Consider the following 26,206-nt stretch of genomic DNA (forward strand, 5'->3'; position numbering starts at 1 on the left):
GCCCCCTCCCCATCTTCTGGTTTGCTCGGGGCCCACCCCCCCCCCGCGCGGCCGGCCCCCCGCGGGGGGGCGCGCCGCGGCCGTCGCCGTTCCCGGCGCTCCCCCGGACCGCCACCTCCATGATCGTCCGAAAATCCGCCGGTTCGTCCCCCGTCCGGTGCAACCGGTCCCGGCCCCCGGGGTGTCCCTACCGGTGACACTGTCCCCGTCTCACGAGAATCGGGGGGACGCAATGCCTCACCGTTCCGTCCGTCGTCGGCGCCTCGCGGCCCTGTCCGCGGGCGTCCTCCTCACCGCCGGCGCCGCACTCGCCGCACCGGCCTCCGCCGCCGCGGCCGCGCCCGCGCCCGAGCGGTCCCGCACCGCCACCCAGACCCCTCAGGTGGTCAACGCCCGCTACGGCACGCACTGCACCTTCGACCGCCTGGTCATCGACGTGAAGGGATACGTGCCCCCGGTCACGGTCACCCGGGTGCCCGAGCTGATCTACGACGGCTCCGGTGACAAGGTCCCGCTGCCCGGCAAGCACTTCCTGGAGATCCGGATGCACCCTGCGCAGGCCCACGACGACGAGGGCCACCCCGTCTACACCGGCCCCCGCCTCAAGAAGCTCACCCTGCCCAAGCTCAAGGGCATCGCCCTCACCGGCGACTACGAGGGGTACGTGACCTTCGGCGCCGCCTTCGCCACCAAGCCCACCTACACCACCTTCACCCTGCACGACCCGGAGCGCTGGGTCATCGACTTCGCGCACCCGAACGTCTGCTGACCGCGGCCGCGGTCCGGACCTGCCGGCGCGTCCGGCCCCAGGAGCCACTGACGTTCCGGCAGGTCACAGCAGGGAGACGTACCTCACCGTCCAGGGACGGAGACCACACCGGCACGGCTTGTGAGCGGCGGGCGGGGGCACTAGGGTCATCGGGCCTTGGTGTTCGGGAAACCGGTGGGAAACCGGTGCGGCCCTCGCCACTGTGATCGGGAAGTCCGGCTCCACTCCCACGGGAAAGCCACTGGGCCCGTACGGGAGACCGTCGGGACCGGGAAGGCGGAGCCAGGGCGGCAGCACCCGTGAGCCAGGAGACCGGCCGGGGCGCGTTGTCCATCCACGAGGTGCTGGAGAGGTCTCCCCCACTCATGCATATCGCCGAGGGGTTCCTGCCCCCTTTGCACGCGGTCGCCTGGGGCGCCGCGTCCGCCCCCTTCGTCGTCCACGGGGTCCGCGCCCTGACCCGCGAGGTCAAGGCCAACCCCGAGAGCACGCTGTTGCTCGGCGCGTCCGGGGCCTTCACGTTCGTCCTGTCCGCCCTGAAGATCCCTTCGGTGACGGGCAGTTGCTCGCACCCCACCGGAACGGGCCTGGGAGCGATACTCTTCCGGCCGCCCATCATGGCGGTCCTGGGCACCATCACCCTGCTCTTCCAGGCCCTGTTGCTCGCCCACGGGGGTCTCACCACCCTCGGCGCGAACGTGTTCTCCATGGCCATCGCGGGCCCCTGGGCCGGCTACGGGGTCTATCGACTGCTCCGCCGGACCGGGGCCCCGCTGATGGTCTCCGTCTTCTTCGGCGCCTTCTTCGCCGACCTGGTCACCTACTGCGTGACCAGCGTGCAGCTGGCGCTGGCCTTCCCCGACCCGGGCACCGGATTCCTCGGCGCCCTCGCGAAGTTCGGCGGCATCTTCGCCGTCACCCAGATCCCGCTGGCCGTCAGCGAGGGCCTGCTCACCGTTCTGGTGATGCGCCTCCTCACGCAGTCCAGCAAGAGCGACCTGATCCGGCTCGGAGTGCTCGGCGGCGCCGGCACCACCGCCCGCGACTCCCGGGAGGTGGCGGCCCGATGAGCCGTAACGCGAAGATCAACACCCTGCTCCTGCTGCTCGTGGCCGCGCTCGCGGTCCTGCCGCTGGCCCTGGGCCTCGGCGAGGGCAAGGAGGAGCCGTTCGCGGGGGCCGACGCCCAGGCGGAGACGGCCATCACCGAGCTGCGGCCGGACTACGAGCCCTGGTTCTCCCCCCTGTACGAACCGCCCTCCGGGGAGATCGAGTCGGCCCTGTTCGCCCTCCAGGCCGCGATCGGCGCGGGCGTGCTGGCCTACTACTTCGGGCTGCGCCGCGGCCGTCGCCAGGGCGAGTCCAAGGCCGCCGCCGCGGAACCGGAGGCCACCACCGGGGCCTCCGCCGCCCCCACGGAGTCCTGACCCGGTGCTCCCCATCGACGCGGCCGCGCACAGCAGCCGCTGGCGGGGGCGGCATCCACTGGAGAAGGCGGTGCTCGGCTTCGGCCTGACCGGGGCGGCGGTGTCACTGCCGCCCTGGCCGGGCGGTCCGTTGGTGGCCGCGGCCACCCTGACCGTGCTGCTGGGCCCCGCCGGGGTGCCCGGGCGCAAGCTGTGGCGGGCCTTCCGGATCCCGTTGGGCTTCTGCTTCACCGGCGCGGTGCCGCTGCTGTTCGCGGTGGGCGGCCCGCACGGCCTGGTGAGCCTGGCCCCGGACGGGCCCCGCCACGCGGGCGAACTCCTGCTGCGGACCTCGGCGGCCTCCCTCGGGGTGCTGCTGTTCGCCTTCACCACGCCCGTCTCCGACGTGCTGCCCCGACTGGTCCGGGCCGGCGTGCCCGCCCCCGTGGTGGACGTGGCCATGGTGATGTACCGGATCGGCTTCCTCCTGCTGGACTCGCTGGCGCGGATCCGGCAGGCCCAGGCGGCCCGGCTCGGGCACACCGGCCGGGCCGCGACCTGGCGTTCCCTGGCCGGGCTGGGCGCCACGGCCTTCGTGCGCGCCTTCGACCGGGCCGGCCGGCTCCAGTCGGGGCTCGCCGGCCGGGGCTACGACGGGACCCTGCGGGTCCTCGTCCCCGAAGCGACCCTGTCCGCCCGCTTCCTGACCGGCACGGCGGTCCTCCTGGCGGGGCTCGTCGCCGCCACCCTCGCACTGAAAGGTCTGTGGCCGTGGCCCTGACGGAACAGCCGTCCCCGCTGGTGGAGCTCACCGGCGCGCACTACGCCTACGAGGAGGGGCCGCCGGTCCTGACGGGCGTCGACTTCGCCATCCCCGAGGGCCGGTCCCTGGCCCTACTGGGCCGCAACGGCAGCGGCAAGACCACGCTGCTGCGGCTGCTCAGCGGAGGTCTGCGGCTGCCCTCCGGGCAGGGGGAACTCCTGCTGGACGGCGAGCCCGTGCGCCACGACCGGAAGGGCCTGACCCGGCTGCGGACCTCCGTGCAACTGGTGGTGCAGGATCCGGACGACCAGCTCTTCGCGGCCTCGGTGGCCCAGGACGTCTCCTTCGGTCCGATGAACCTCGGGCTCGGGGAGGCGGAGGTCCGCGAGCGGGTCGGGGCGGCCCTGGCCGCCCTGGGCATCGAGGCCCTGCACGACCGGCCCACCCACCTGCTGTCCTACGGACAGCGCAAGCGGGCGGCGATCGCGGGAGCGGTGGCCATGCGACCGCGGGTGCTGATCCTGGACGAGCCGACGGCCGGTCTCGACCCCGACGGACAGGAACGGCTGCTGACCGCCCTGGAGGGGCTGCGGGCATCGGGCACCACGGTGGTGATGTCCACGCACGACGTGGAGCTCGCCGTGCGCTGGGCGCAGGACGCGGCGATCCTGACCCCGGCCGGTCCGCGCACCGGGCCCACGGCGGAACTGCTCGCGGACGCCGCGCTGTTGACCTCCGCGGGGTTGCGGCCCGCGTGGGCCCCGGCGGTGGCGCGGTTCCTGCGCTCCCGGGAGCTGCTGGCCCCGGGCGAGCCGGGACCGCTCACCCCCCAGGAGTTGTCCGCCCGCTTCTAGGCTTCCCGGCGGCCGGGGGGCGGGCGCCTACGATGGGGCGCATGTCGCTGCCCCACGCCATCCTCACGGCCCTGCTGGAGAAGCCCTCGTCGGGTCTGGAGCTGACGCGGCGGTTCGACCGGTCGATCGGCTACTTCTGGTCCGCCTCGCACCAGCAGATCTACCGCGAGCTGGGGCGGTTGGAGGAGGCGGGGCTGATCAGGGCGCTGCCGAGCGCGCAGCCCTCGCGCGGTCAGCGCAAGGAGTTCGAGGTGCTGGCGGCGGGCGAGGCCGAGCTGGTGCGCTGGGTGGGCGAGAGCCAGGACCCGAAGCCGGTGCGGGACCCGCTGTTGCTGCGGCTGCGCGCCGCGGGGGTGGTGGGTCCGCAGGGTCTGGCCGGGGAGCTGCGCCGCCACCTGGAGCTGCACCGGAAGCAGCTGGCGATGTACGAGGCGATCGAGGAGCGGGACTTCCCGCCGGAGCGGAACGCCGACGAGGACCGGCTGCGGAGGTTGGTGCTGCACGGCGGCACGGCCCTGGAGGGCTTCTGGCTGCGGTGGCTGGAGGAGGCCCTGGCGGAGGTCGAGGACATGGCCGGGCCGGAGAACGGGGCCTGAGCCCGGCCGCCGCCCCCGAGGGGGTCCGCCGGGCCCAGGGGGCGCGTCACTTGTTCAGGGCGTCCCAGAACTCCTCGAAGGTGAGCTTGCCGTCGTGGTTCGCGTCCTTGGAGGCGATCACGGCGTCGGCCACCGGGCCGGTGACGAACGGGTCGCCCATCTGAGCCATGGCCTGCTTGAACTCGTCGGCCGTCACGAAGCCGTCGCCGTTCGCGTCGAACCGGCCGAAGGTCTCGCGTGCGCTCTCGATGTCCGCCACTGGGATCCACCCCTTCTTGGTGCTTGTTGACCGGCTCAGGGTAGCGGCGCCCGCGCGGTGATCGTGCCGGGGGGTGGCCCACCGAGCGTCCGACAGAAATCCAATTACTCTTCCGTAATACGGAAGCGAGAATTCCAGCCATTGTCCGGGCTCCGGACTTGTCACGCTCCGGGATCGCGGCATAACGTAACGGCATTGCCGCCACACCAGGAGCGCAGGGCTCCCGCGACTAGCGGCAACTAGGGCGATCACACAGGTGACCATCACTACTGACGCATCGATTGACATTTCGATTGAGGCATCATTCGAGGTCCTGCCCTTCACCCGTACCTGCCGTCATATCTGGGAAGACGGCGACCATGTGCTCATCGGCGTGAGTCCGGGCAACAGCTACTTCAGCGCGGAGCGCGTCGCCGCGCTCGCCCGGTGGGCCTCCGAGCGGTTCGCTCAGGTCGACTTCGTCTACGCGGACCTCCACGTGGACCGCATGTTCGCCGCTTTCGGCTACACCCGCGAGCACGCGGAGCGGCGGGCCGCGAAAGAGATCAAAGCGGTACGGAGAAGGATCCTCAAAGGGGTGTCGGAATCCCTCGACCGATACTCGGGCATACGGGTCAGGGGGCTCTCGGAATTCCAGGAGGACCCGGTCTACAAGCTGCTGCACCGACGTGTGCTGCACTTCTTGGAAGCGGATCCGGAATTTCGGAAGGGCTGCGAGAGGATGGCTTTGCACTTCATGGGCACCAAGGTGCCGGAGGGTGAATCCATCACGACGGAACAGCTACAGGTCTGTTTCGACTACATTGCCGCGGAACTGCCCTTCTTCGTGGACACGCCCAGCATCCTGGACGTGCCCTCGTCGGTCTCCGCGTACCACGTCGACATGCCGCTGACCGAGGTCCTGTACGCCCGGGGCGGCGGCCTGCGGGCCATGCGGAACCAGGCGTACGCGGTCGTGCGGCCGGAAGCACCGGCGCGGGAGGTCCCCGCGGCCACGGAAGGGAACGGCGATGAGCGTCGAGCAGCTTGAGACACCGGGGGCCCCGGTGGAGGCGTCCGGGGCGGTCGAGCCGCTCCTGGACTTCCCGCTGTCCCGCCGCGGGGACGTGCTCCCCGAAGAGTGCGCGCGGCTGCGCGAGCGGGCCCCCGTGGCCCGGGTGCGCACCCTGACCGGGGATCCGGCCTGGTTGGTGAGCAGCCACGCGCTGGCCAAGCGGGTGCTGGAGGACGAGCGCTTCAGCCTCAAGGACACGGCGAACGCGGGGGTGCCCCGCCAGTACGCGCTGACGATCCCGCCCGAGGTCGTGAACAACATGGGCAACATCAACGGCGCCGGACTCCGGCAGGCCGTGATGAAGTCCCTCAGTCCGCGCCGGGCCGGGCTGGAGGAGTTCCTGCGGCGCACGGCCCACGGTCTGGTGGACGCGCTGGAGGCCGAGGGCGGCCCGGCCGACCTGCGGGGCGGCTTCGCCGACCCGTACTCGGCGGCCCTGCACTGCGAGGTGCTGGGGGTGCCCTTCGCGGACTGGCGGCGGCTGATGTCCGGCCTGGACACGGCCTTCATGACGGCGGCCGAGCCCTTCGCCGACTCCGCCCTCAACTGGTACAAGGACGTCGGCTACTTCGTGGACCGCTTCCAGGAGCAGCTGGAGCGACCGGCGGAACGGCGGACCGGGCTGCTGGGGCGGTTCGCGGACCTGCGGGAGGCCGATCCGGAATCCTCGCACCTGACCGACGAGATGTTCGCGACGGTCGCGGTCTCGCTGTTCGGGGCGGGGGCGGTGTCCACCTCCTCCTTCCTGGTGCTGGCGACGCTGACGCTGCTCCAGCGGCCGGAGCTGGTGACCTACCTGCGGACGCGTCCGGAGCGGACCGGCGCGGTGGTGGAGGAGCTGCTGCGCGTGAACCTCTCCATCGGGGACGGTCTGCCCCGAATCGCCCTCGACGACGTGCGGTTGGGCGAGGTCCTGGTGAAGCGGGGGGAGTTGGTGCTGGTCCTGGTGGAGGGCGCCAACTTCGACCCCGAGGTCTTCGACGCGCCCGAACGCGTCGATCCGGAGCGGGAATCCAACCCGCACCTGTCCTTCGGCGCGGGCCGGCACTTCTGCCCGGCTTCCGCGCTGGGGCGTGCGCACGCCGAGTTCGCACTCGCGGTGCTGGTCGAGCGACTGCCCGGGCTCCGGCTCGCGGTCCCGGCCGAGAACCTGGTGTGGCGCACGGGGTTCATCAAGCGGCTGCCGGAACGGCTCCCGGTGGCCTGGTGAACCCACGGCGCCCCGGGAGTGGTGTGGATCCCCGGGGCGCCGCACGCGCTCCCGCCGGCCGGTCGCCGTCCCGACCGGCCGGCGGGGCCGTCAGCGGAAGATGCCCGTGTGGCCGAGGGAGTAGCGACCGGGCTGCGGGTAGACGGCCAGGCCGTGCGGGCCCCCGCCGACCGGGATGCGGGCCAGCTGCTTTCCGGTGACGGTGTCGAGGGCGTACACCTCCCCGTCGTAGCGGCCGGAGAGCCAGAGCACCTTGCCGTCGGCGGACACTCCGCCCATGTCGGGGCTGCCGCCGTCGGGCAGCGTCCACTTCTTGGTGAGGCGGTTCTTCGGGAAGTCGAAGACCGAGACCGTGCCCTCGCCGCGGTTGGAGACGTACATCTCCTTGGAGTCGCGGCTGATGTAGAGGCCGTGGCAGCCCTTTCCGGTGGGCAGCAGCTTGGGCGTGGTGAACTTCTCCCCGTCCAGCACCCACATGCCGTGGGCCATCATGTCGGCGATGTAGAAGGTCTTCCCGTCGGGCGAGATCTTCACGTCCTGCGGCATGGCCCCCTCGAAGGGGATCTTCTGCTGTCCGACGACCTCCATCTTCTCCGTGTCGACCTTGAGCAGTTCGCCGGAGAACTCGCAGGAGACGACGAAGTACCGGCCGTCCGCGGAGAAGTCGGCGTGGTTGACGCCGAAGCAGCTGACGGGGACGGTCTTGACCCGGTTCATGGTGTGGGGGTCCCGGAAGACCAGCTCCTTGTCCATGGAGGCCATGACCACGGCGTACTTGCCGTCGGGCGTGAAGTAGAGGTTGTACGGGTCGTGGACCTCGACCGGTTTGCCGGCCTCGCCCGTGGCCGGGTTGATCGGGGTGAGCGTGTGCCCCCGGTTGTTGTTGACCCAGAGGGTCTTCAGGTCCCAGGAGGGCACCACGTGCTGGGGCTGCACGCCCACCGGGATGGTGTCGATGACCTTGTAGGTGACCGGGTCGATGACGGACACGGTGTTGGAGGCGGTGTTCGGCACGTACACCCGGGAGGGGAAGTCCTTCACCACGGGTGACAGCTTGTTCGGCCGGTCCGCCGCGTACACGTCGTTCGGGTCCAGCAGCGGGGGCATCCCGGGCAGTCCCGGCGGGGCGGCGGGGACGGCCTTGGCGGGGCGGGCCGGGCCCTTGGAGCCGAGCGCCTCGGGCTCGCCGTCGGCGGCCCCACAGCCCGCGAGGGCGGTGAGGACCAGTCCGGCGAGCAGCACGGTGGCCTTCCGGGGAAGGCGGGTGGGGGTCATGGGGTCAACAGCTCCGTGGTGGTCACCGCGCGCAGTCCGCGGCGCGCGAGTTCGTCGAGGAGGGGCGGCAGGGCGGCGACCGTGTCCGCGTAGCCGAAGTGCAGGCTCACCACCGATCCTTCGCGGACGGTCCCGGTGACGTTGCGGACGACGGCCGCGGCGCCGGGCGAGGTGAAGTCGAGGGAGTCCACGTCGTAGGAGAGGACGTGGGGGTAGCCGGCCCGGCGGGCCAGTCGGGCCACGGTCTCGGTGGCGTACTGGGCCCGGGAGGGGCGGAACCAGGTCCCGATGGAGCCGGTGAGGGCGCGCAGCCGGCGGGCGCAGCCGGTGATCTCTGCGTACGCCTCTTCCTCGGGCATGGCGCCGATGTCGAGGTGGCGTTGGGTGTGGTTGCCGAGTTCGTGGCCGCCGTCGAGGATCCGGCGGGCGAGTTCGGGGTGGGCGTCGAGCCAGGTGCCGACGGCGAGCACGGTGACGCGCGCCCCGGCGCGTTCGGCCTCGGCCAGGAGGGAGCGGGCGGTGGCGGGGTCGCCATTGCCGTGGAAGGTGAGGGCGACGCGGGGGCGGTCGCGGGGGCCGTTCCCGATCTGGGCGGGCAGGCCGCGGAAGGCGCGGGGGGCCGGGGCGGCGGGTGGGGCGGGCGGGGCCTTGCGGGCGGGGGTGGCGGTGGGTCCGGGCGGCGGCGGGGTGCGTTCCGTGCCGCAGGCGGCGGCGAGGGCACCGGCGGCGACCGCCGCCCCGGCGCGCAGCGCGGCCCGGCGGTCCGAGGAGCAGATCACGCGACCATTTAAGGGGCGGGATGCCCCAAAGGTAATGATTGACCCATTTCGGGACCACCGACCGAGCGGGGCCGAACGAGGGTCCGTCCACTATGTGATCAACGATTTACGCACTGGGGTCGATATTTATTCAATAAAACCTAGGTGAGTGGCCCATCTCACCTAGGTTTTAGCTAGAAACTCTAGGTATTTACACACTTATGTCCGAGTCGGGACTTTTGGCATCTTGGCGCTCTTCTGCCATAGTCGGAACCACGACTTCCCGTTGACCCGAGCGAGGTCGCACAGCCGCCGAGGACCACACCCCTTCCGGTCCTCGGCGCACTCACGAAGCCCCCGCACCGCCCCACCACGGCGCCCAGGGGGCTTCTGCGTTCCCCGGGCCGCCGCGATCCGCCCCGCCCGGACCCTCAGTGCCGGTCGCCGACGCGCATCTCGAACCACGTGGTCTTGCCACGGGGCTCCAGGTCCGCGCCCCACCGGTCGGAGAGCTTGTCCACCAGCATCAGCCCGCGCCCGCTCACGTCGAGCTCCGCCACCGGCAGCAGACAGGGCAGACCCCGCGAGGGGTCCCGCAGGTCCACCCGGATCCAGTCCCTGCGCCGGCGCAACCGGAGCCCGAAGGAGCGCGCCCCGGTGTGCCGGACGGCATTGCCCACCAGCTCCGACACCAGCAGCACCGCGTACTCCACCACCTGCCCGGACAGGCCCCACTCCCGCACCAACACGGCCTGGGTGAGGCGCCGGGCGGTCCGCGCCGACTCCGGGCACGAGGGCAGCGTCACCCAGTCCTGGGAGGGGTCGCCGTGCAACTCCAGCACACCGGGCCCCTGTTCGACTTCCGGGGCCGTCAACGGCCGTACGGCGGAAGCGCTGTTGCGCTGCCGCGGCTGTTCCACACCCTCCAGGCCCGCCATGCACCCATCATGAACGGCCCGCGGGGCCCCGCGGGCCGTTCCTCCGGAATACACCCCCCTGAACCGGCCGGCCCCCGCGACCCCCGTGACATATGCCTTCGGCAGCCGCACCCGCGCGCCGCCCCCCTGACCAGCGACTACGCCACGCACGCGGAAGATCACCTTCAGTGCATCCGGGCAGCTCCTTAAGCCTGCTTTAAGCCCGGGCTAAGCCACCCACAGGGGGGACGCGGCTCCCGGCCGCGCCCCCACCCGATCCTCCGGCCGCGCTCCGGTCAGGAACCGGACCGCGCGGCCTCCTCCTCCACCGAGACGAACGTGGCCTTGCCCGGACCCTCCGCGACGAAGCTGCTCATGCCGCGCTCCCGGTCCTCGGTGGCGAACAGCCCCGCGAACCACGTGCGTTCGATGGCCAGCCCGGTGTCGATGTCGGCCTCCAGACCGGCGTCCACGCTCTCCTTCGCGGCCCGCAGCGCGATGGCCGGGCCCTGCGCCAGCTTCGCCGCCCAGGCGTACGCCTGCTCGTACACCTCCGCCGCGGGCACCACCCGGTCCACCAGGCCCAGGGCCAGGGCCTCGGGGGCCTTCACCATCCGGCCCGTGAAGATCAGGTCCTTGGCGCGGGAGGGGCCGATCAGCCGGGACAGCCGCTGGGTGCCGCCCGCGCCCGGGATCAGACCCAACAGGATCTCGGGCTGTCCGAGCTTGGCGTCCTCCGCCGCGATCCGGTAGTCCGCGCACAGCGCCAGCTCGCAGCCACCGCCCAGCGCGTACCCGGTGACGGCCGCGACCACCGGCTTGGGGATCCGGGCCACCGCCGTGAAGGAGTCCTGCAGGGCCCGGGACCGGGCGACCATCGCCGCGTGGTCCATGGCCTGCATCTCCTTGATGTCCGCGCCCGCCGCGAACACCTTCTCGCCGCCGTAGAGGACCACGGCGCGCACGTCCGCGCGCTCGGTGGCCTCCACCGCCAGTTCGCGCAGCCGGTCCTGGGTGGCGATGTCCAGCGCGTTCATCGGCGGACGGGCCAGACGGATGGTGCCGACGCCTTCGGAGACTTCCAGAGAGATGGTCATGCCGGGAAGGTTAGTACCGGTTAACCCGCCGCGGACCGGTGCCGTCCGTCACAGCCCCCGCCCGGACGGGACCGGCCCGGACACGCCGTGGGGCCCGGCACCGCGGCGTGCGGTGCCGGGCCCCACGGGGCGGACGGGACTCAGGCGGTCCACTCCGACCAGGGCATGTTCCACCCGTTCAGGCCGTTCTCCGGGGCGATCTGCTTGTCCTTGGAGTTCTTCACCACGACCACGTCACCGATGAGGGAGTTGTCGAAGAACCAGGCCGCCGGGGCGTCGGGGTCCCCGCCGCCGCGCTGGTCGCGCAGGCCCACGCAGCCGTGGCTGACGTTCTCGGAGCCGAAGGTGCTCGGCGCGGCCCAGTAGTTGCCGTGGACGAAGGTGCCGGAGTTCGACAGCCGCATGGCGTGCGGCACGTCCTCGATGTCGTACTCGCCGCCGAAGCCGACAGTGGCCCCGTTCATGCGGGTCACCTCGTACTTCTCGCTGATGACCATCTGCCCGTTGTACGTGGTGGTGGCGGGGGCGCCCGCGGTGATCGGCAGGTTCTTGACGACCTTGCCGTCCCGGACCACCTGCATCTGCTTGGTGCTCGCGTCGACGGTGGAGACCTGCGAACGGCCGATCGTGAAGCGCACCGTGCGGGTCTGCTTGCCGTAGACCCCGGGGCGGCCCTGCACCCCGTCCAGGTTGAGCTTCACCGTGACCTTGGTGCCCGGCGCCCAGTAGTCCTCCGGACGGAAGTCCAGGCGGTCGTTGCCGAACCAGTGGCCCTCGACCGGCACGGACGGCTCGGCCGTCACCGTGATGGCCTTCTCCACGGCCTCCGGATCGGTGATGCCCCGGGTGAAGTTGATGGAGACCGGCATGCCCACGCCGACGGTGGTGCCGTCCTCGGGGGTGTAGTGCCCGATGAAGGTGTTCTTCGGGGTGAGGGTGGTGAAGGAGACGTCCTTGGCGGACTCGCGCCCGGCGGCGTCCTGGGCCACCGCGTGCACCTTGTACTCGGTGGCGGCGCCGAGGTGACGGACCGGCTCCCAGCTGCGGCCGTCGGCGGCCAGGGTGCCCTCGACGGCGTTGCCCTTGGTGTCGGCCACGGTGACCTTGGTCAGCTTGCCGTTCGACGCGCTGATCTTCAGGACGCCGCTCGTCGCGACCTCCTTGGCACCGTCGGCGGGAGTGACGGACAGGACGGCCTTGGACGCCTCCGTGCCCGTGCCGACCGAACTGCTGCCGCCCTTCCCCTGGTCCGCCGCGCCGCCGCCCTGGGCACCGCTACAGGCCGAGGTGAGCAGCAGCGCCGCGCCCAGCAGGAGGGCGGCCGGTATCCGCTGCAACTTCACTGTGGATCTTCTCCCCATGTCCCCCGCACGCGTACACCCGCGCGCATGGCGACAGGTAATCACACCGGTGGATCACGGGAGGCCACGGAGTTGTCACCGTTCCGTCCCAACCGGGGGCGCCCGGAGAACGGGCGTCACCTGGTCAGTCGTCCGTCCCCGGCTTCACTCCCCACACGTACACGGCGCCCCCCTCGGTGAGCAGGTCCCACAGCCGGGCGGCGTCGGGGACGGTCAGGTTCACGCAGCCCGCCGAGCCGTCGTTGTCGTAGAGGGAGCCGGGGCGGCCGTGGAGGGCCTGGCCCTCGTCGAAGAACTGGGCGTAGGGCATGGGCGCGTCGTCGTAGAGGGAGGAGACGTGGCGCCGGCTGCGCCAGTAGATCTCGTGCCAACCGGGCCGGGTCTCCCGGTCGTCGCGGCCGGTGCGGATCGGCACGGGGACGAACACCACCCTGGAGTCCCGCTGCACCCATAGGAGTTGGCGGTCCAGGTCCACGCAGGTGACCCGGTGCGGGCGGACCGGGCAGCGCTTCGCCGCGTTCGGGTTCGCGCGGGCCCGCACGGCGGTCAGGGTGCGGTGGGTGAGCAGCGAGGCGTGGCCGTCGGCGGGCCGGATCCCCTCCCGCTCCTGGAAGGCGCGCACCGCCGTGCAGTCGGCCTCGGACTGCACCCCGTCCACCGGCCGTCCCAGGTGCTCCTCCAGCTCCCGCTGGTAGGGGCCGGTGCCGGCGGTGCAGGGAGCCGGGGCGGGGAGCGGGGCGGCGGCCGGGGCGGGGGCGGGAGCTCCCGCGAGGAGCAGGGCGGCGGCCACGGTGCCGAGCAGCCTGCCGGTCGCCCTCCCGCGCGGCGGGACGGTCGACGGGTGCGCCATGCGGACCTCCGGGTACGGGCCCCCGGACCCGGGGCGGTGGGTCCAGCCAACCCCGGCCCCGCGCGGGGGGGGGCGCGCCGACCTGCGCCGACGCGGTGACGACGCCACCCCGACGGCGGACGCGTACGGCCCCGCCCCACCCCCCTCGGGAGGGGTGGGGCGGGGCCGTACGGGCTCACGGGGTCCGGCCGGCCGGGACCGGGCGGGTCCGCGGCCGGTCGGGTGGGATCAGGCCCGCGGGCGGTCCTGCGGCTGGGCGGGGAGCTTGGGCTTGGTGGGCTTCGACGGGGAGCCGTTCCCGTCGCCCTTGCCCTTGCCGCCCTCACCGCGCTGGTTGTTCAAGTACGAGGTCACGTAGTAGTCCTCGTTGGTGCGGCTGATCACGATCGGGCCGGTGACCGGGTTCCGCGGCATGACGTAGCCCTCGGGCACCGCCGTCTCGACCAGGTAGTACGAGCCCTCGGTCAGGTCGTCGAAGGCGCAGACGCCCTCGCGGTCGGTGGCGCAGCCGGGGCGCGCCTTGACGTCCGGGTTGATGCCGCGCTGCTGGAGGCCGCGGATCCCGTTGGTCTCCTTCCACAGCTCGAACACGGCCCCGCGCAGGGCCCGTCCGGACTTGCCGTCCTTCTTCTCGACCTTGATGCCGCCGGTGTACGGGGGCTCGGGGGTCTTGCGGTTGGCGGCGGTGACGGTCACGCCCTGGGAGGCGTTCTCCTCGGTGAGCACCAGCGGCCCGGAGACCGGGTTCGCGGGCAGGTCGTAGCCGGCGGGGACGGCGGTCTCCTGCCAGTAGTAGCTGCCCGGGGCCACGGTGGCCCCGCACTGGCCGGTGGCGGAGGTGACGCAGCCCGCGCTGACCAGGGTGTCGGCGCCGGGTCCGGCGGTCTGGAGACCGGGGGTGCCGTTGGTCTCGCGCCACAGGGAGAAGGTGGCGCCCGGCAGCGGGTCGCCGGTCTCGGAGTCCGTCTTGATCACGCGGACGGTGCCGGTGACGGGCGGGACCACGGTGGGCTCGTTCTCGGCACGGACGCGGACGCCCTGCGAGGCGTTCTCCGCGGTCAGGACCAGCGGGCCGAAGACCGGGTTCTCCGGGAGCTCGTGGCCGGCGGGGGCGGCGGTCTCGCGCCAGTAGTAGCCGCCCGGCTCGACGGTGCTCGCGCAGATGCCGTTCGCCGGGGTGGTGCAGTCCTCGACCTTGGTGTCGGGGGCGGCGCCGGTGGTCTGGAGCCCGGCGACGCCGTTGGTCTCCTTCCACAGCTCGAAGACCGCGCCGGCCAGGGCGTCACCCGATTCCGAGTCCACCTTCAGCACGCTGACGGCGCCGGTGACCGGGGCGGTCTTGCGGTTGCGGGCGGTCACGGTGGCGGTGGGCCGGCCGTTGGCCGGGTCCAGCACCAGCGGGCCGAAGACCGGGTCGGCGGGCAGCTCGTACCCGTCCGGGGCCGAGGTCTCGCGCCAGTAGTAGCTGCCGGCGGTGCCGGTGGCCTCGCAACTGCCGTCGGCCGGGGTGGTGCACTCCTCGACCTTGGTGTCGGCGGTGCCCGTGGTCTGGAGCCCGGCCTGGCCGTTGCTCTCCTTCCACAGCTCGAAGACGGCTCCGGGCAGCACGGCGCCGGTCTCGGAGTCCACCTTCAGCACCGACACGGTGCCGGTGGGCTCCTCGGTCGGCTCGTTCTCGGCGCGGACCGTCACGCCCTGGGAGGCGTTCTCCGGGGTGAGCACCAGCGGCCCGAAGACCGGGTTCTCCGGCAGGTCGTGACCGGCCGGGGCCGAGGTCTCGCGCCAGTAGTAGGTGCCGGTGCCGACGGTGCTCGCGCACTTCCCGTCCGCCCCGGTGGTGCAGTCCTCGACCTTGGTGTCCGGGGTCGCCCCGCCGGTCTGGAGGCCCTCGGTGCCGTTGCTCTCCTTCCACAGCTCGAAGCCGGCGCCCGCCAGGGCGGCGCCGCTCTCCGAGTCCACCTTCAGCACGGAGACGCTGCCGGTCACGGGGACGGAGTTGCACTCGGGGAGGTCGCCGGTGAAGGGGTAGGAGTGGAACTCCTGGCCGCCGCCGCCCGTCGCGGAGCTGCTGTGGGTGATGCTGCCCGCGGTGAAGAAGCGGCCGTTGACCCCGGGGAGCTGCACGGTGGCCATCGAGTCGGGCTCGGCGATCAGGGTGGATCCCTGGAACTGGCCGCTGCCGAAGAGGCTGACCTCCTCGGCGTCGGGGAAGTTCCAGAGGAGCTTCTCCTTGGCCAGCCCGGCGAGCACCCCGCTGTTGATGTTGACGACCGGGTCGGCGCCGAAGACGTTGACCAGGACGGTGGCCCCGGCGGGGATGCCGGAGAAGCTGAGGGACTGGGCTCCTCCGGTGGTGCTTGCGAGGTCCCCGGTCACGTTGAAGACCTGGAGCATCGAGGTGCCGTCGCCGACGAACTGCGTCTCGTAGCTCAGGTTGGTGACGGTGCCGGTGGGCGTGCGCGGGGAGCCGTCCACGCGGGCGTAGCACTTGCTCGCCGAGGTGAGCTGTGCGCGCAGCGCGGTGTACGGGTCGGCGGCGTCGTCGTCCTGGGTGGTCGTGCCGGTGACGGTGCCGGTGAGGGTCCCGGCGTACCGGACCACCCCGCCGTCGGCGAGGAGGCGCTGTCCGGTGGTGACGGAGACGTCGCCGCCGGTGGTGAGGAAGTCGGAGCCGAGGGGCGGCTGGACCTGCGAGCCGACGCCGACGATGCCGATGTTGTAGACGCTGCCGCCGCGGGTGCGGTTCATGTCGAAGTCGCCGAGGACGACGACCCTGCCTTCGGCCTCGGCGGCGCCCTCGCGGACGAGGAAGTCCCCGCCGGCGTAGACGTTGATCGCGTTGTCGGTGCCGGTGGGCGGCATGTTGTTGGGCTCGGGCCACACCGGCGGGCAGTCGCCCGGCACGCAGGGGCCGAGGCCGCCGGGGAGCGGCGCCGCGGCCCGCGCCGCGGCCCCCGGCTTCCCCTCCGCGGCGGCCGGGCCGCCGTACGCCGGGTAGGCGGGGGCCGCCATGGCCAGCACCGCTCCGATCGCGAGGCCGAGGGCCAGCGGCCCCGACTTCCTACCTGTCATGACACTCCGTCCGTTACCTGGCGGTGTTGCCCTGACAGGCTGCGGGCGGGGACGGGGCGCACGGCGGGGCGACACTCCCCGCTACGGCATTCCGATCACACCATCACTCTTGTGCACTCAGCCGAGGGCGGACCCGGCCACCCAGTCGGCCCAACTGAGGTTCCAGCCGCCGAGGCCGTTGTCGGGGGCGACCGTCCTGTCCTTCGAGTTCACCACCTCGACCACGTCCCCGATCAGGGTGCGGTCGAAGAACCAGCCCGCCGGGGTGTCGGAGCCGCCGCCCTTGTCGTCGCGCAGGCCGATGCAGCCGTGGCTGGTGTTGAGGGAGCCGAAGGTCTCGGGGGAGGCCCAGTAGTTGCCGTGGAGGAAGGTGCCGGAGGTGGTCAGCCGCATGGCGTGGGGCACGTCCGGGATGTCGTACTCGCCGCCGAAGCCCACCGTCTGCCCGTTCATGCGGGTGACGTCGAACATCTCGGTGACCACCATCTTGCCGTTGTAGGTGGTGGTCTTCGGGGCGCCGGCGCTGATCGGGACGGAGGAGAGCACCTTCCCGTCGCGGCGCACGGTCATCGTGTGGGCGGCGGCGTCCACCGTGGAGACCTGGTGCCGGCCGACGGTGAAGCCCACCGTCTTGCTCTGCACCCCGTAGGAGCCCGGGGCGCCCTCGACGTCGCGGAGCCGCATCTCCACGGTGACCCGGGTGCCCGGCTCCCAGTAGGTGCGGGGCCGGAAGTCCAGCCGGTCGTCGCCGAACCAGTGGCCGACCACCTCCGTCGCCGGTTCGGCGGTCACCGTGACGGCCCGCTCCACGTCGGCCCGGTGCACGATGGGCCGGTTGAAGGAGAAGGAGAGGATCATGCCGGTGCCCACGGTGGCGCGGTTCTCCGGCTTGAAGTAGCCGATGAACCGTTCCTCGGGCACGTAGGTGGTGAAGCTGGTGTGGCGGGCCTGGCGGCGGTCGTGGCCGTCCACCGCGACCGCGTCCACGGTGTACTCGGCGGCCAGGGCGAGCTTCCCGGCCGCCGGGTCGGGGCTCCAACTGAGCCCGTCGGCGGCGATGCGCCCGGGCACCTGCTCGCTCTGGGCGTCCGCCACCTTGGTGACCTGCACCCGCTCCAGGCGGCCCTCCGGCACGCTCACGGTCAGCGGGCCCTCGGCCGGGACCCCCTTGCTGCCGTCGGCCGGGGTGATCCGGATGGCCTCGTGCGGGGCTCGGGGCTGCCCGGGCAGCCCCAGTTCGATGCCGGGGGTCCCCGCCGCGGTGCACCCGGTGAGGAGGCCGGCCAGCCCCGCCCACACCGCCGTGGCGGCCAGCAGCCGCCTCTTCACATAGCTCACGCCCGTGCAACGACGGCCCCCCTGCCGGGGAAACGTGAGGGCGGGCCCCGTTGCGGGCAGAACAGGGGGAAGGACCAGACGGGGGCGGGCCGCGGCCGGGACGCCACGGCCCGCGGGGCGCCCTGCCCCGGCGACCCGCAGGTACCGAGAGCCGCGGGAGGCCGGAGCGTGTCGAGCGCAGCAGAGCAGGAGGCGGTGGGCGCGGTGCGGACGGGGGCGTCCGCGCCCGCCCCGCAGCGGACCGGCCGGGAGCCGGGCGGTCCGGGACCGGGCCGGGGTGCCGGGGAGACGACGCGGGCCGGGGCCGGTCCCCGGGCGGTGCCGGGGCACCGGGAGGCACGGGCGGCCCTCCCGGCCGCCGGACCGCCGGTGTGGCCGGGGGCACCGGCCCCGCTGGGGGCCCGGTTCCGGGTGGGCCCGGACGGGGTGGCCGGCACCAACTTCGCGCTGTGGGCGGGCGGCGGGGCGGAGGCGGTGGAGCTGTGCCTGTTCGAGGAGCGGGGCGGCGAGGTCACCGAGACCCGCTGCGCGCTGCCGGAGCAGACCCACGAGATCTGGCACGGGTTCGTGCCGGGGGTGCGGCCGGGCCAGCGGTACGGCTTCCGGGTGCACGGCCGCTGGGACCCCTGGACCGGGGCCCGCTACAACCCGGCGAAGCTGCTGCTGGACCCGTACGCCCGGGCCGTGGACGCCGGGCCGGGCCGGGACTACGGGGCGCTGCCGCCGGAGGTCTACGGGCACGTGCGGGACTGGCCCCAGCAGTACATCGCCGACACCGTCCGCGACGACCGTGACTCGGCCCCCCACGTCCCCAAGGCCGTGGTGGTCCAGGACGACGACGACTGGGCGGACGACGTCCGGCCCAAGACCCCCTGGGCCGACTCGGTGATCTACGAGCTCCACGTGCGCGGGTTCACGATGCGGCACCCCGGCATCCCCGAGGAGCTCCGGGGCACCTACGCCGGGCTGGCGCACCCCGCCGCCGTGGAGCACCTGGTGCGGCTGGGGGTGACGGCGGTGGAGCTGCTGCCGGTGCACCAGTTCGCGCACGAGGACCACCTGCTGCGGCGGGGACTGCGCAACTACTGGGGGTACAACTCCATCGGCTACTTCGCCCCGCACGCCGCCTACTCCTCCTCCGGGACGGCCGGGCAGCAGGTCGGGGAGTTCAAGCGGATGGTGCGGGCCCTGCACGCGGCGGGCATCGAGGTGATCCTCGACGTGGTCTACAACCACACCGCCGAATCCGGCGAGCTCGGCCCCACCCTGTCGCTGCGCGGGATCGACAACCGCGGCTACTACCGCCTCCAGTCCGACCAGCGCCGCTACAACGACTACACCGGCTGCGGGAACACCCTGCACGCGGGCCGGCCGCACGTGCTGCGCCTGATCACGGACTCCCTGCGGTACTGGGTCACCGAGATGGGCGTGGACGGCTTCCGCTTCGACCTGGCGGCGGCGCTGGCCCGCTCCATGCACGACGTGGACATGCTCTCCCCCTTCCTCGCGGTGATCGCCCAGGACCCGGTGCTGCGCCGGGTCAAGCTCATCGCGGAGCCCTGGGACGTGGGCTCGGGGGGCTACCAGGTCGGGGCGTTCCCGCCGCTGTGGACCGAGTGGAACGACCGGTACCGGGACGCGGTCCGCGACTTCTGGCGGGGCGCCCTGCCGGACGTCCGGGACCTGGGCTACCGGCTCTCGGGCTCCAGCGACCTGTACGCCTGGGGCGGGCGCCGGCCCTACGCCTCGGTCAACTTCGTGACCGCCCACGACGGCTTCACCCTGCGGGACCTGGTCTCCTACGAGCGCAAGCACAACGAGGCCAACGGCGAGGAGAACCGGGACGGCACCAACGACAACCGCTCCTGGAACTGCGGTGCGGAGGGGGAGGACCCGGCGGGCACCGAGCCGCGGGTGGCGGCCCTGCGCCGGCGGCAGCTGCGGAACCTGCTCACCAGCCTGCTGCTGTCCACGGGGGTGCCCATGCTGGTCGCGGGCGACGAGATGGGTCGCACCCAGGGCGGCAACAACAACGCCTACTGCCAGGACAACGAGATCGGCTGGGTGGACTGGTCGCTCGCCGAGGACCCGCAGTGGCGGCCGCTGCTGGAGCTGACCACGCGGCTGATCGCCCTGCGGCACGCGCACCCGGTGCTGCGCCGCCGGGCCTTCTACTCGGGGCGGCCGCAGGGCGCGGACGGGCTGCGGGACCTGGCCTGGTTCACCGCGCGGGGCACCGAGATGACCGAACCGGACTGGTACGCCCCGGCGGGGGCCCTGGGGATGTTCCTCTCGGGCCGCGACATCCCGGGCCGGGACGCCCGCGGCGAGCCGGTCACCGACGACAGCTTCCTGGTGCTGCTGCACTCCGGGGACCGGCCGCTGTCCTGGGTGCTGCCCGGCGGTCCCTGGGCCCGGGAGTACGAGCTGGTGGTGGACACCTCCCTGGAGGAACAGGAGCGGGCCCCGGGCACCCGGCACCGGGCGGGCGGGACGCTGACGGTCCCGGCGCGGTCGGTGCTGCTGCTGAAGGCCCACGGCTGACGGCCGGCGGCCGAGGGGCCGCGACCGAGGACGTGTCGGGCCCTCAGGGCGTGGAGACGTAGCAGACCACGCCCATGGCGAGTTTCGGCGGCGGACCGACCGGTCGGCCCGCCGCGTCGAAGCGGAACCGGAAGGAGCCCTGCCGGATGGTCAGGAGGTGTCCGTACGGCTCCTCCGCCCCGCGTTTCCAGGCGGCGGGCAGCGCGGCGTACGGGCCGTCGCAGGTCTGCTCGACGTACCGCGCCGCGGTGGTGCGGTCGGCGTCCGGGGTGCTCGCCGCGGCGAACACCCGCATGGTGTGGCGGGCCGCGCAGTCCACGGTCCGGACCCGGCCGGGGGCGTCGAGCCCGGCCGCGGGCACCGCGCAGGTCCCGCGGGGCCGGCCGCGCAGCTCGGTGACCGCCCCGGCGGCGGGCACCGCGGCGGGCGGGGCCGCCGCCCCAGCCGGTTCCCCGAGGGAGTCGAACCGGAAGGTGGCGCGCAGTCCCGTCACGCCGGGGAGCCCGCGCTGGGACTGCGGGCCGCCGTTGAGCTGTTCCAGGAGCACCAGCATGTCGAGGTCCGCGGAGAGCAGCCGGCCGTCGGGGTCCAGGACCACGGTCAGCGGCAGCCGTTCGCGCAGGTAGGCGCCGCCGGTGGGCTTGGGCGGCCGGAGCGGCAGCAGGTCGTGGGCGTCGCCGAGCGGGACGGAGACGGCGTACTCGCGGGCGCCGTCCTTGCGGCGCAGCGGCTCCCGGCGGGGCACGGCCGTCGCCACCAGCTCGGCGAGGGTGCCGCCGAGCGGCAGGAACCGGCCGGGCGCGTGCCGGGAGACGGGGGCCCGGCCCTTCGGGTCCAGGGCCTCGCGGGCGGCGGGGTCGAAGCGCAGCCAGACCCCGTCGGCCCCGCGGGCGAACACGTCCGGTCCGGCGGCGGCGAGGGTCTGCGGGCGGCCCCCGCCGTCCTGGTCGAGGCGGGGCACGGCGTCCACCGGGAAGTCGGGCGGTACCTCCCGGGTCAGCTCGGCGCGGGCGGTGCCGCGGGCGAAGTCCACGGTCCCGGTGGTGCGGTGGCGGGCCGTGGTGCTCGGGGAGTGGTACTCCACGGTGGCGGTGAAGGCGCCGGTGCCGGCCGCCCGGGTCTCGGCGACCGCGGCCCGCAACTGCGCGGCGAGCGGCCTCCCGTAGACGGCCTCCCCCCGGTCCCCGTCCCCGCCGCACCCGGCGACCGCCGCGACCAGCGACAACAACCCCCATACGGCCACGACACGGCGATGCCGATCCATGTTCCCCCCGGTTTGTCCAGCGAGATATTCACTGGGCAGTGTCAGGAGCGAATCGTATGCTCGCGCCTGATGGCGACCATAGATGCATCCTCCAGTGATCGTTCCGCGGTGCGGACCCTGCTCCGGCTGTGGCCCTACGTGCGTCCGGTGCGGGCGCGGTGGTTCACGGCGGCCGCGGTGGCCGTGGCGGCCTCCCTGATCGGGCTCGTGATCCCGCTGGTCCTCAAGTGGCTGGTGGACGGGCCCGTGGCGGAGGGGGACACCGCGGGGGTGTGGCTGGGCGCGCTGTGGCTGCTCCTGCTGGGCTTCGCGGAGGCCCTGCTGTTCGGGTACCGGCGGTGGCTGGTGGCCCGCCCGTTGTCGCGGGTCGAGTCGGACATGCGGGGGGACCTGTACGGGCACCTCCAGCGGCTGCCGGTGGCCTTCCACGACCGGTGGGCCTCGGGGCAGTTGCTCTCGCGCGGGACCGCCGACCTGATGCTGATCCGGCTGTTCCTGGTCTTCCCGCTGACCTTCCTGCTGGTCAACGGGGTGACGATCCTCGCGGGCGCGGTGATCCTGGTGCTCCAGGAGTGGACGCTGGGGCTGGTGTTGTTGGCGCCGGCGGTGCCGTTGCTGCTGTGCGCGCGGGCCTTCGAGCGGCGGTACGCGGTGGCCTCGCGGACCTCCCAGGACCAGGTGGGCGATCTGACCACGCTGGTGGAGGAGAGCGTGCTCGGCATCCGGATCGTGAAGGGCTTCGGCCGGCACCGCAGTCAGGCCCGCGCCTTCCGGGCGCTGGCGGAGGAACTGCGGGGCACCGAGCTGACCAAGGCCCGGCTGCTGGCCGGGATCTCGGGGGTGATGACCACGCTTCCGGAGCTGGCCATCGGGGCGGCCCTGGTACTGGGCGTGGTGCAGGTGGCGGACGGGGTGCTGTCGGCGGGCACGCTGGTGGCCTTCCTGTCGACGGCGCTGGCCCTGCGCTGGCCGATCGACTCGCTGGGGTACCTGTTGGCACTGAGCCAGGAGGCCGCGACGGCCACGCAGCGGTACTTCGAGGTGCTGGACGCGGAGCGGGAGGACGGGGGCGGCCGGGCGGAGCCCGGGGCCCCGGGGGTCTCCGGCGGAGCGGGGGGCGGGCTGCGTTTCGAGGGGGTGCGGTTCCGGTACCCGGACGCGCCCGCGGACGCGGTGCCGGTGCTGGACGGCGTGGACCTGCACGTCCGGCCGGGCGAGACGATGGCCCTGGTCGGGGCGACGGGCAGCGGGAAGACCACGCTGACGGCGCTGGTGCCCCGCCTGCACGAGCTGACGGAGGGCCGGATCACCCTGGACGGCCGGGACGTGCGGGAGCTGCCGCGCGAGCGGCTGCGGAGCATGGTGTCGGTGGCCTTCGAGGAGCCGACGCTGTTCTCGGCGACCGTGGCGGACAACGTGCGGATGGGCGGCCCGGAGCTGGAACGGGCCCTGGACACCGCACAGGCCGGATTCGTGGCGGGGCTCCCGCAGGGGGCGGACACCCCGGTGGGCGAGCAGGGGCTGAGCCTGTCCGGCGGGCAGCGGCAGCGGCTCGCGCTGGCCCGCGCGGTGGCCGGGGACCCGCGCTTCCTGGTGCTGGACGATCCGCTGTCGGCGCTCGACGTGCACACGGAGTCGTTGGTGGAGGCGGCGCTGCGGAAGGTCCTGGCCGGCACCACGGCCCTGGTGGTGGCACATCGGCCGTCCACGGTGCAGCTGGCGGACCGGGTGGCGCTGCTGTCCGAGGGTCGGATCGCGGCGGTGGGAACGCACCAGGAGTTGCTGCGGGAGAACGCCGAGTACGCCTGGCTGATGTCGGGCGAGCGGCCCGGCGGGGCGGGAGCGGAGGCCGCCGGTACGGAGCCCGGGGCGGCCGGGCGTACGGAGACGGGCCGCGGCGGAGACGAGAACGAGGAGGGCGGCCGATGACCTCGGTCACCGGGACGGAGCGTCCGGACGGTCCCCACGAACGGAACGACCGGGACGGAAAGGACGGACGGGACAGGCGAGACGGACGGGAGGGGCGGGAGGACACGGACGGCACGCGTCCGCGCCCGGCCCCGGACGCCGTGCCGGCCGCCTCCCCGGACACCGACGCGGTCGAGGCCGACGCGGTGGAGCGGGACGAGCTGCCGGTGCCGCCGCGGGCCACCCGGAGCCTGCTGGGCTCCCTGCTGCGCGAGCGCCGCCGGAGCCTCTTCCTGGCCGGGCTGTTGCTGGTCCTCCAGCAGGCAGCCGCCCAGGGCGGCCCGCTGCTCGTGGCGTACGCCATCGACCGCGGGGTGCCCGCCTTCCGGGTCGGGGACCACGGGCCGCTGGTGGCGGTGGCCGTGGGCTACTTGGTGCTGGCGCTGGGCGCGGGCGGCTTCCAGTACGCCTACATCCGGTCGGCGGCGCGGCTCAACCAGGACGTGCTGCTGGACCTGCGGGGGCGGATCTTCCGGCACGCCCAGGCGCTGAGCCTGGACTTCCACGAGCGCTACACCTCGGGGCGGCTGATCTCCCGCTCGACCACGGACGTGGAGTCGCTGCGGGAGCTGCTGTCGGAGGGGCTCCAAGAGCTCCTCGCGGTGGTGCTGTCCTTCGCGTTGATCTCGGCGCTGCTGCTGTGGCTGGACTTCGGGCTGGGCGCGGTGGCGGTGCTGTCCTTCGTCCCGCTGTACGGGCTGGTGCGGGGCTACCGGCGGCGTTCGGGGCGGATCTACTCCGCGCGGTCCACGGCCATGGCGGCGCTGATCGTGAAGTTCGCGGAGACCCTCAACGGGATCCGACCGGTGCGGGTGTTCCGTCGCGAGCGGGCCAACGACGCGGCCTTCCTGGAGCTGAACCGGCGGCACGAGCGGACCAACGGGGACGCCCTGATCGAGATGGCCCGGTACGTGGTCGGGTCCCGGCTGATCGCGAACACCGCGGTGGCCGCGATCGTGCTGTGGGGGGCGTACCGGGTGGCGAGCGGTTCGCTGGAGCTGGGGGTGCTGGCGGCGGCGGTGCTGTACCTGCGGCGGCTGTACGACCCCATCGACCGGCTCGCGATGTTCCTCAACTCCTACGAGTCCGCGGCGGCTTCGCTGAAGAAGATCGCCGGGTTGCTGGCGCAGCGCCCCTCGGTGCCGGAGCCCGAGCGGCCGCGCGAGCTGCCCGCGCAGGAGCGGGCCCTGCCGGGCCGCGAGGTGGTCTTCGAGGAGGTGTCCTTCGCCTACCGCGAGGGCGGTGCGGAGGTGCTGCCGGCGTTCGGGCTGACGCTGCCGGCCGGTCAGACGGTGGCGGTGGTCGGCTCGACGGGGGCCGGCAAGTCCACGCTGGCGAAGCTGCTGGCCCGCTTCTACGACCCGACGCGGGGGCGGGTGCTGCTGGACGGCACGGACCTGCGGGAGCTGCCGGTGCCCGAGCTGCGACGCGGGGTGGTGATGGTGACCCAGGAGGCCTTCCTGTTCTCGGGTACGGTCGCCGAGAACATCGCGTTGGGGCGGCCGGGTGCCGACCGGGCCGAGATCGAGGCGGCGGCCCGGGCGATCGGGGCGCACGGGTTCATCAGCGCCCTGCCGGACGGGTACGACACGGACGTGCGCAAGCGGGGCGGTCGGATCTCGGCGGGCCAGCGGCAGTTGGTGGCCTTCGCGCGGGCGCTGCTGGCGGACCCTGCGGTGTTGATCCTGGACGAGGCGACCAGCTCGCTGGACGTGCCGGGCGAGCGGGCGGTGCAGGAGGCGATGCGGACCGTGCTGCGCGGCAGGACGGCCGTGGTGATCGCGCACCGGCTGTCGACGGTGGAGATCGCGGACCGGGTGCTGGTGATGGAGGCCGGTCGGATCGTGGAGGACGGCACCCCGGCCGAACTGATCGCCGGTACGGGCCGGTTCGCGGACCTGCACCGCGCTTGGCGGGACAGCCTGGTCTGATCCCGGGGTGGGCTCGGGTCCCCCGGGCGGGCCCCGGCGCGGGGCGCCTGCCCGGGGGACGGCCGTCGCGGTCCCCCGTGCCGTGACGGCCGCGACGGCCCGCAGGGGATCCCGGAGGGGCGGGGTGCCCGTGTGTGGCGGGCACCCCGCGGGCGCTCCGGGGAACGGGATTCGGCCGGGGACCCTTGGGGTGGTCGTATCCGGCGTTCCGTCGCGCTTCCGACATTGGCACGTCCGGCGGGATTTCTCGACAACCCCCGGGTGTCCCGGACGCCGGACAACTGTCCGTGCTGGTCAGGCCATGCCCCAATTGCGTTGCGGGCAGGGGGCGGAGGGGCGCGCGTCCGGATATGGACCTTCACGGGGGCGGTCGCTCGGGCAGGATGAGCCGCATGGATCAGACGCCGGGGCTCCCTTTTCCCCAACAGGCTCGTGACGCGATCGAGTTCATCGATCTGATGCGGGCGCTCAAGGAGCGTTCGGGGTTCACCTACCGGCAGTTGGAGGAGCGGGCCGCGGCTCGGGGCGAGGTCCTGGCGCGGAGCACGCTGGCCGGGGTGCTGGGCGGGCGCACCCTGCCGCGGCCGGAGTTGCTGGCCGTGTTCGTGCGGGCCTGCGGGGACGGGGAACGGACCGGGGAGTGGTTGCAGGCGTGGGGGCGGCTGGCCGGGGCCGCGGCGGAGCCGCCGGCCGGGCCGGCGGTGACCGCCGCGACGGATCCCGCCCCGGTACCGCCCGCCGCGCCCGCCACCGGATCGACCGGGTCGACCGGACCGGCCCCGACGCCCGCCGTGCCCGCCGCACCGCACTCCCCCGCCCCTGAGGGATCCCACGACTCCGGAGCCGACCCCGACCCCGATCCCAGGAACCCGGCCGCGGCCCCCACCACCACAACCGACCACCCCTAGCTCACACAACGGT

General features: G+C 73.4%; 22 protein-coding genes and 1 riboswitch. Of the genes, 12 read left to right on the forward strand and 10 right to left on the reverse strand.

Annotation, left to right across the window (positions count from 1 at the left end; genetic code table 11):
- The first annotated feature begins 232 nt into the window (after positions 1-232).
- The 6 genes from ABTZ17_RS26675 to ABTZ17_RS26700 all read left to right on the forward strand — a co-directional run bounded on the left by ABTZ17_RS26675 (position 233) and on the right by ABTZ17_RS26700 (position 4,387).
- On the forward strand, positions 233-769 hold the full coding sequence (locus tag ABTZ17_RS26675; RefSeq protein WP_352198264.1) for an AMIN-like domain-containing (lipo)protein: 537 nt from the start codon (positions 233-235) through the stop codon (positions 767-769).
- Between the two features lie 140 nt (positions 770-909).
- Positions 910-1,104: riboswitch (cobalamin riboswitch) on the forward strand.
- A 30-nt stretch (positions 1,105-1,134) separates the two neighbouring features.
- A complete protein-coding gene (locus ABTZ17_RS26680; protein ID WP_352198283.1) occupies positions 1,135-1,839 on the forward strand; it encodes an energy-coupling factor ABC transporter permease in 705 nt (234 codons plus the stop codon).
- Positions 1,836-2,195 (forward strand): energy-coupling factor ABC transporter substrate-binding protein, encoded by a 360-nt coding sequence (locus tag ABTZ17_RS26685; protein WP_352198265.1) that lies wholly within the window; start codon positions 1,836-1,838, stop codon positions 2,193-2,195. The genes ABTZ17_RS26680 and ABTZ17_RS26685 overlap by 4 nt, the downstream gene beginning before the upstream one ends.
- A gap of 4 nt (positions 2,196-2,199) precedes the next feature.
- Positions 2,200-2,955: a cobalt ECF transporter T component CbiQ gene (gene cbiQ / locus ABTZ17_RS26690; protein ID WP_352198266.1), complete on the forward strand. Its 756-nt coding sequence runs from the start codon at positions 2,200-2,202 to the stop codon at positions 2,953-2,955.
- Positions 2,946-3,791, forward strand: coding sequence for an ATP-binding cassette domain-containing protein (locus ABTZ17_RS26695; protein ID WP_352198267.1), 846 nt, complete (start codon positions 2,946-2,948; stop codon positions 3,789-3,791). The genes cbiQ and ABTZ17_RS26695 overlap by 10 nt, the downstream gene beginning before the upstream one ends.
- A 41-nt stretch (positions 3,792-3,832) precedes the next feature.
- Complete coding sequence (locus ABTZ17_RS26700; RefSeq protein ID WP_352198268.1) at positions 3,833-4,387, forward strand: PadR family transcriptional regulator; 555 nt, start codon at positions 3,833-3,835, stop codon at positions 4,385-4,387.
- A gap of 46 nt (positions 4,388-4,433) precedes the next feature.
- On the opposite strand, the gene ABTZ17_RS26705 is transcribed toward ABTZ17_RS26700, so the two are convergent.
- Positions 4,434-4,646, reverse strand: coding sequence for an EF-hand domain-containing protein (locus ABTZ17_RS26705; RefSeq protein ID WP_352198269.1), 213 nt, complete (start codon positions 4,644-4,646; stop codon positions 4,434-4,436).
- 256 nt (positions 4,647-4,902) lie between these two features.
- Here ABTZ17_RS26705 and ABTZ17_RS26710 point away from each other — a divergent pair, with 256 nt between their 5' ends.
- Together ABTZ17_RS26710 and ABTZ17_RS26715 are read left to right on the forward strand one after the other, a co-directional pair.
- Positions 4,903-5,676 carry a tRNA-dependent cyclodipeptide synthase gene (locus tag ABTZ17_RS26710; protein WP_352198270.1) on the forward strand — a complete coding sequence of 258 codons (774 nt, stop codon included), beginning with the start codon at positions 4,903-4,905 and terminating at the stop codon, positions 5,674-5,676.
- A complete protein-coding gene (locus ABTZ17_RS26715) occupies positions 5,657-6,910 on the forward strand; it encodes a cytochrome P450 (RefSeq protein WP_352198271.1) in 1,254 nt (417 codons plus the stop codon). The genes ABTZ17_RS26710 and ABTZ17_RS26715 overlap by 20 nt, the downstream gene beginning before the upstream one ends.
- Positions 6,911-7,000: 90 nt before the next feature.
- Here the strand turns inward: ABTZ17_RS26715 and ABTZ17_RS26720 are convergent, their stop codons facing one another.
- The 8 genes from ABTZ17_RS26720 to ABTZ17_RS26755 all read right to left on the reverse strand — a co-directional run bounded on the left by ABTZ17_RS26720 (position 7,001) and on the right by ABTZ17_RS26755 (position 17,578).
- The gene (locus ABTZ17_RS26720) at positions 7,001-8,185 is read right to left on the reverse strand and encodes a YncE family protein (protein WP_352198272.1); all 1,185 of its coding nucleotides are present in this window, start codon (positions 8,183-8,185) and stop codon (positions 7,001-7,003) included.
- On the reverse strand, positions 8,182-8,961 hold the full coding sequence (locus tag ABTZ17_RS26725) for a polysaccharide deacetylase family protein (protein ID WP_352198284.1): 780 nt from the start codon (positions 8,959-8,961) through the stop codon (positions 8,182-8,184). Before ABTZ17_RS26725 ends, ABTZ17_RS26720 begins: the two co-directional genes overlap by 4 nt.
- A gap of 413 nt (positions 8,962-9,374) precedes the next feature.
- Entirely contained in the window at positions 9,375-9,986 is a 612-nt protein-coding gene (locus ABTZ17_RS26730; protein ID WP_502994855.1) for an ATP-binding protein, read from the reverse strand.
- A gap of 170 nt (positions 9,987-10,156) precedes the next feature.
- The gene (locus ABTZ17_RS26735) at positions 10,157-10,957 is read right to left on the reverse strand and encodes an enoyl-CoA hydratase/isomerase family protein (protein WP_352198274.1); all 801 of its coding nucleotides are present in this window, start codon (positions 10,955-10,957) and stop codon (positions 10,157-10,159) included.
- Between the two features lie 140 nt (positions 10,958-11,097).
- Positions 11,098-12,318, reverse strand: a complete 1,221-nt coding sequence (locus tag ABTZ17_RS26740) for a L,D-transpeptidase (protein ID WP_352198275.1) — start codon at positions 12,316-12,318, stop codon at positions 11,098-11,100.
- A gap of 124 nt (positions 12,319-12,442) precedes the next feature.
- Complete coding sequence (locus tag ABTZ17_RS26745) at positions 12,443-13,168, reverse strand: L,D-transpeptidase family protein (RefSeq protein WP_352198276.1); 726 nt, start codon at positions 13,166-13,168, stop codon at positions 12,443-12,445.
- A gap of 228 nt (positions 13,169-13,396) precedes the next feature.
- Positions 13,397-16,240, reverse strand: coding sequence for a SpaA isopeptide-forming pilin-related protein (locus ABTZ17_RS26750; RefSeq protein WP_352198277.1), 2,844 nt, complete (start codon positions 16,238-16,240; stop codon positions 13,397-13,399).
- 117 nt (positions 16,241-16,357) lie between these two features.
- Positions 16,358-17,578 (reverse strand): L,D-transpeptidase, encoded by a 1,221-nt coding sequence (locus tag ABTZ17_RS26755; RefSeq protein ID WP_352198278.1) that lies wholly within the window; start codon positions 17,576-17,578, stop codon positions 16,358-16,360.
- 168 nt (positions 17,579-17,746) lie between these two features.
- Here ABTZ17_RS26755 and glgX point away from each other — a divergent pair, with 168 nt between their 5' ends.
- Complete coding sequence (glgX, locus tag ABTZ17_RS26760) at positions 17,747-20,122, forward strand: glycogen debranching protein GlgX (protein WP_502994853.1); 2,376 nt, start codon at positions 17,747-17,749, stop codon at positions 20,120-20,122.
- Positions 20,123-20,165: 43 nt separating this feature from the next.
- Here glgX and ABTZ17_RS26765 read toward each other — a convergent pair whose 3' ends face one another.
- Positions 20,166-21,365 (reverse strand): hypothetical protein, encoded by a 1,200-nt coding sequence (locus ABTZ17_RS26765; RefSeq protein ID WP_352198279.1) that lies wholly within the window; start codon positions 21,363-21,365, stop codon positions 20,166-20,168.
- Positions 21,366-21,455: 90 nt separating this feature from the next.
- Between ABTZ17_RS26765 and ABTZ17_RS26770 the strand changes: the two genes are divergently transcribed.
- The 3 genes from ABTZ17_RS26770 to ABTZ17_RS26780 all read left to right on the forward strand — a co-directional run bounded on the left by ABTZ17_RS26770 (position 21,456) and on the right by ABTZ17_RS26780 (position 26,193).
- Entirely contained in the window at positions 21,456-23,315 is a 1,860-nt protein-coding gene (locus ABTZ17_RS26770; protein WP_352198280.1) for an ABC transporter ATP-binding protein, read from the forward strand.
- Positions 23,312-25,285: an ABC transporter ATP-binding protein gene (locus ABTZ17_RS26775; protein ID WP_352198281.1), complete on the forward strand. Its 1,974-nt coding sequence runs from the start codon at positions 23,312-23,314 to the stop codon at positions 25,283-25,285. The genes ABTZ17_RS26770 and ABTZ17_RS26775 overlap by 4 nt, the downstream gene beginning before the upstream one ends.
- 392 nt (positions 25,286-25,677) lie before the next feature.
- A complete protein-coding gene (locus tag ABTZ17_RS26780; protein ID WP_352198282.1) occupies positions 25,678-26,193 on the forward strand; it encodes a helix-turn-helix domain-containing protein in 516 nt (171 codons plus the stop codon).
- The last annotated feature ends 13 nt before the right edge of the window (positions 26,194-26,206 follow it).

The sequence above is a fragment of the Streptomyces sp. NPDC097619 genome, assembly GCF_040302735.1.
Classification (GTDB): domain Bacteria; phylum Actinomycetota; class Actinomycetes; order Streptomycetales; family Streptomycetaceae; genus Streptomyces.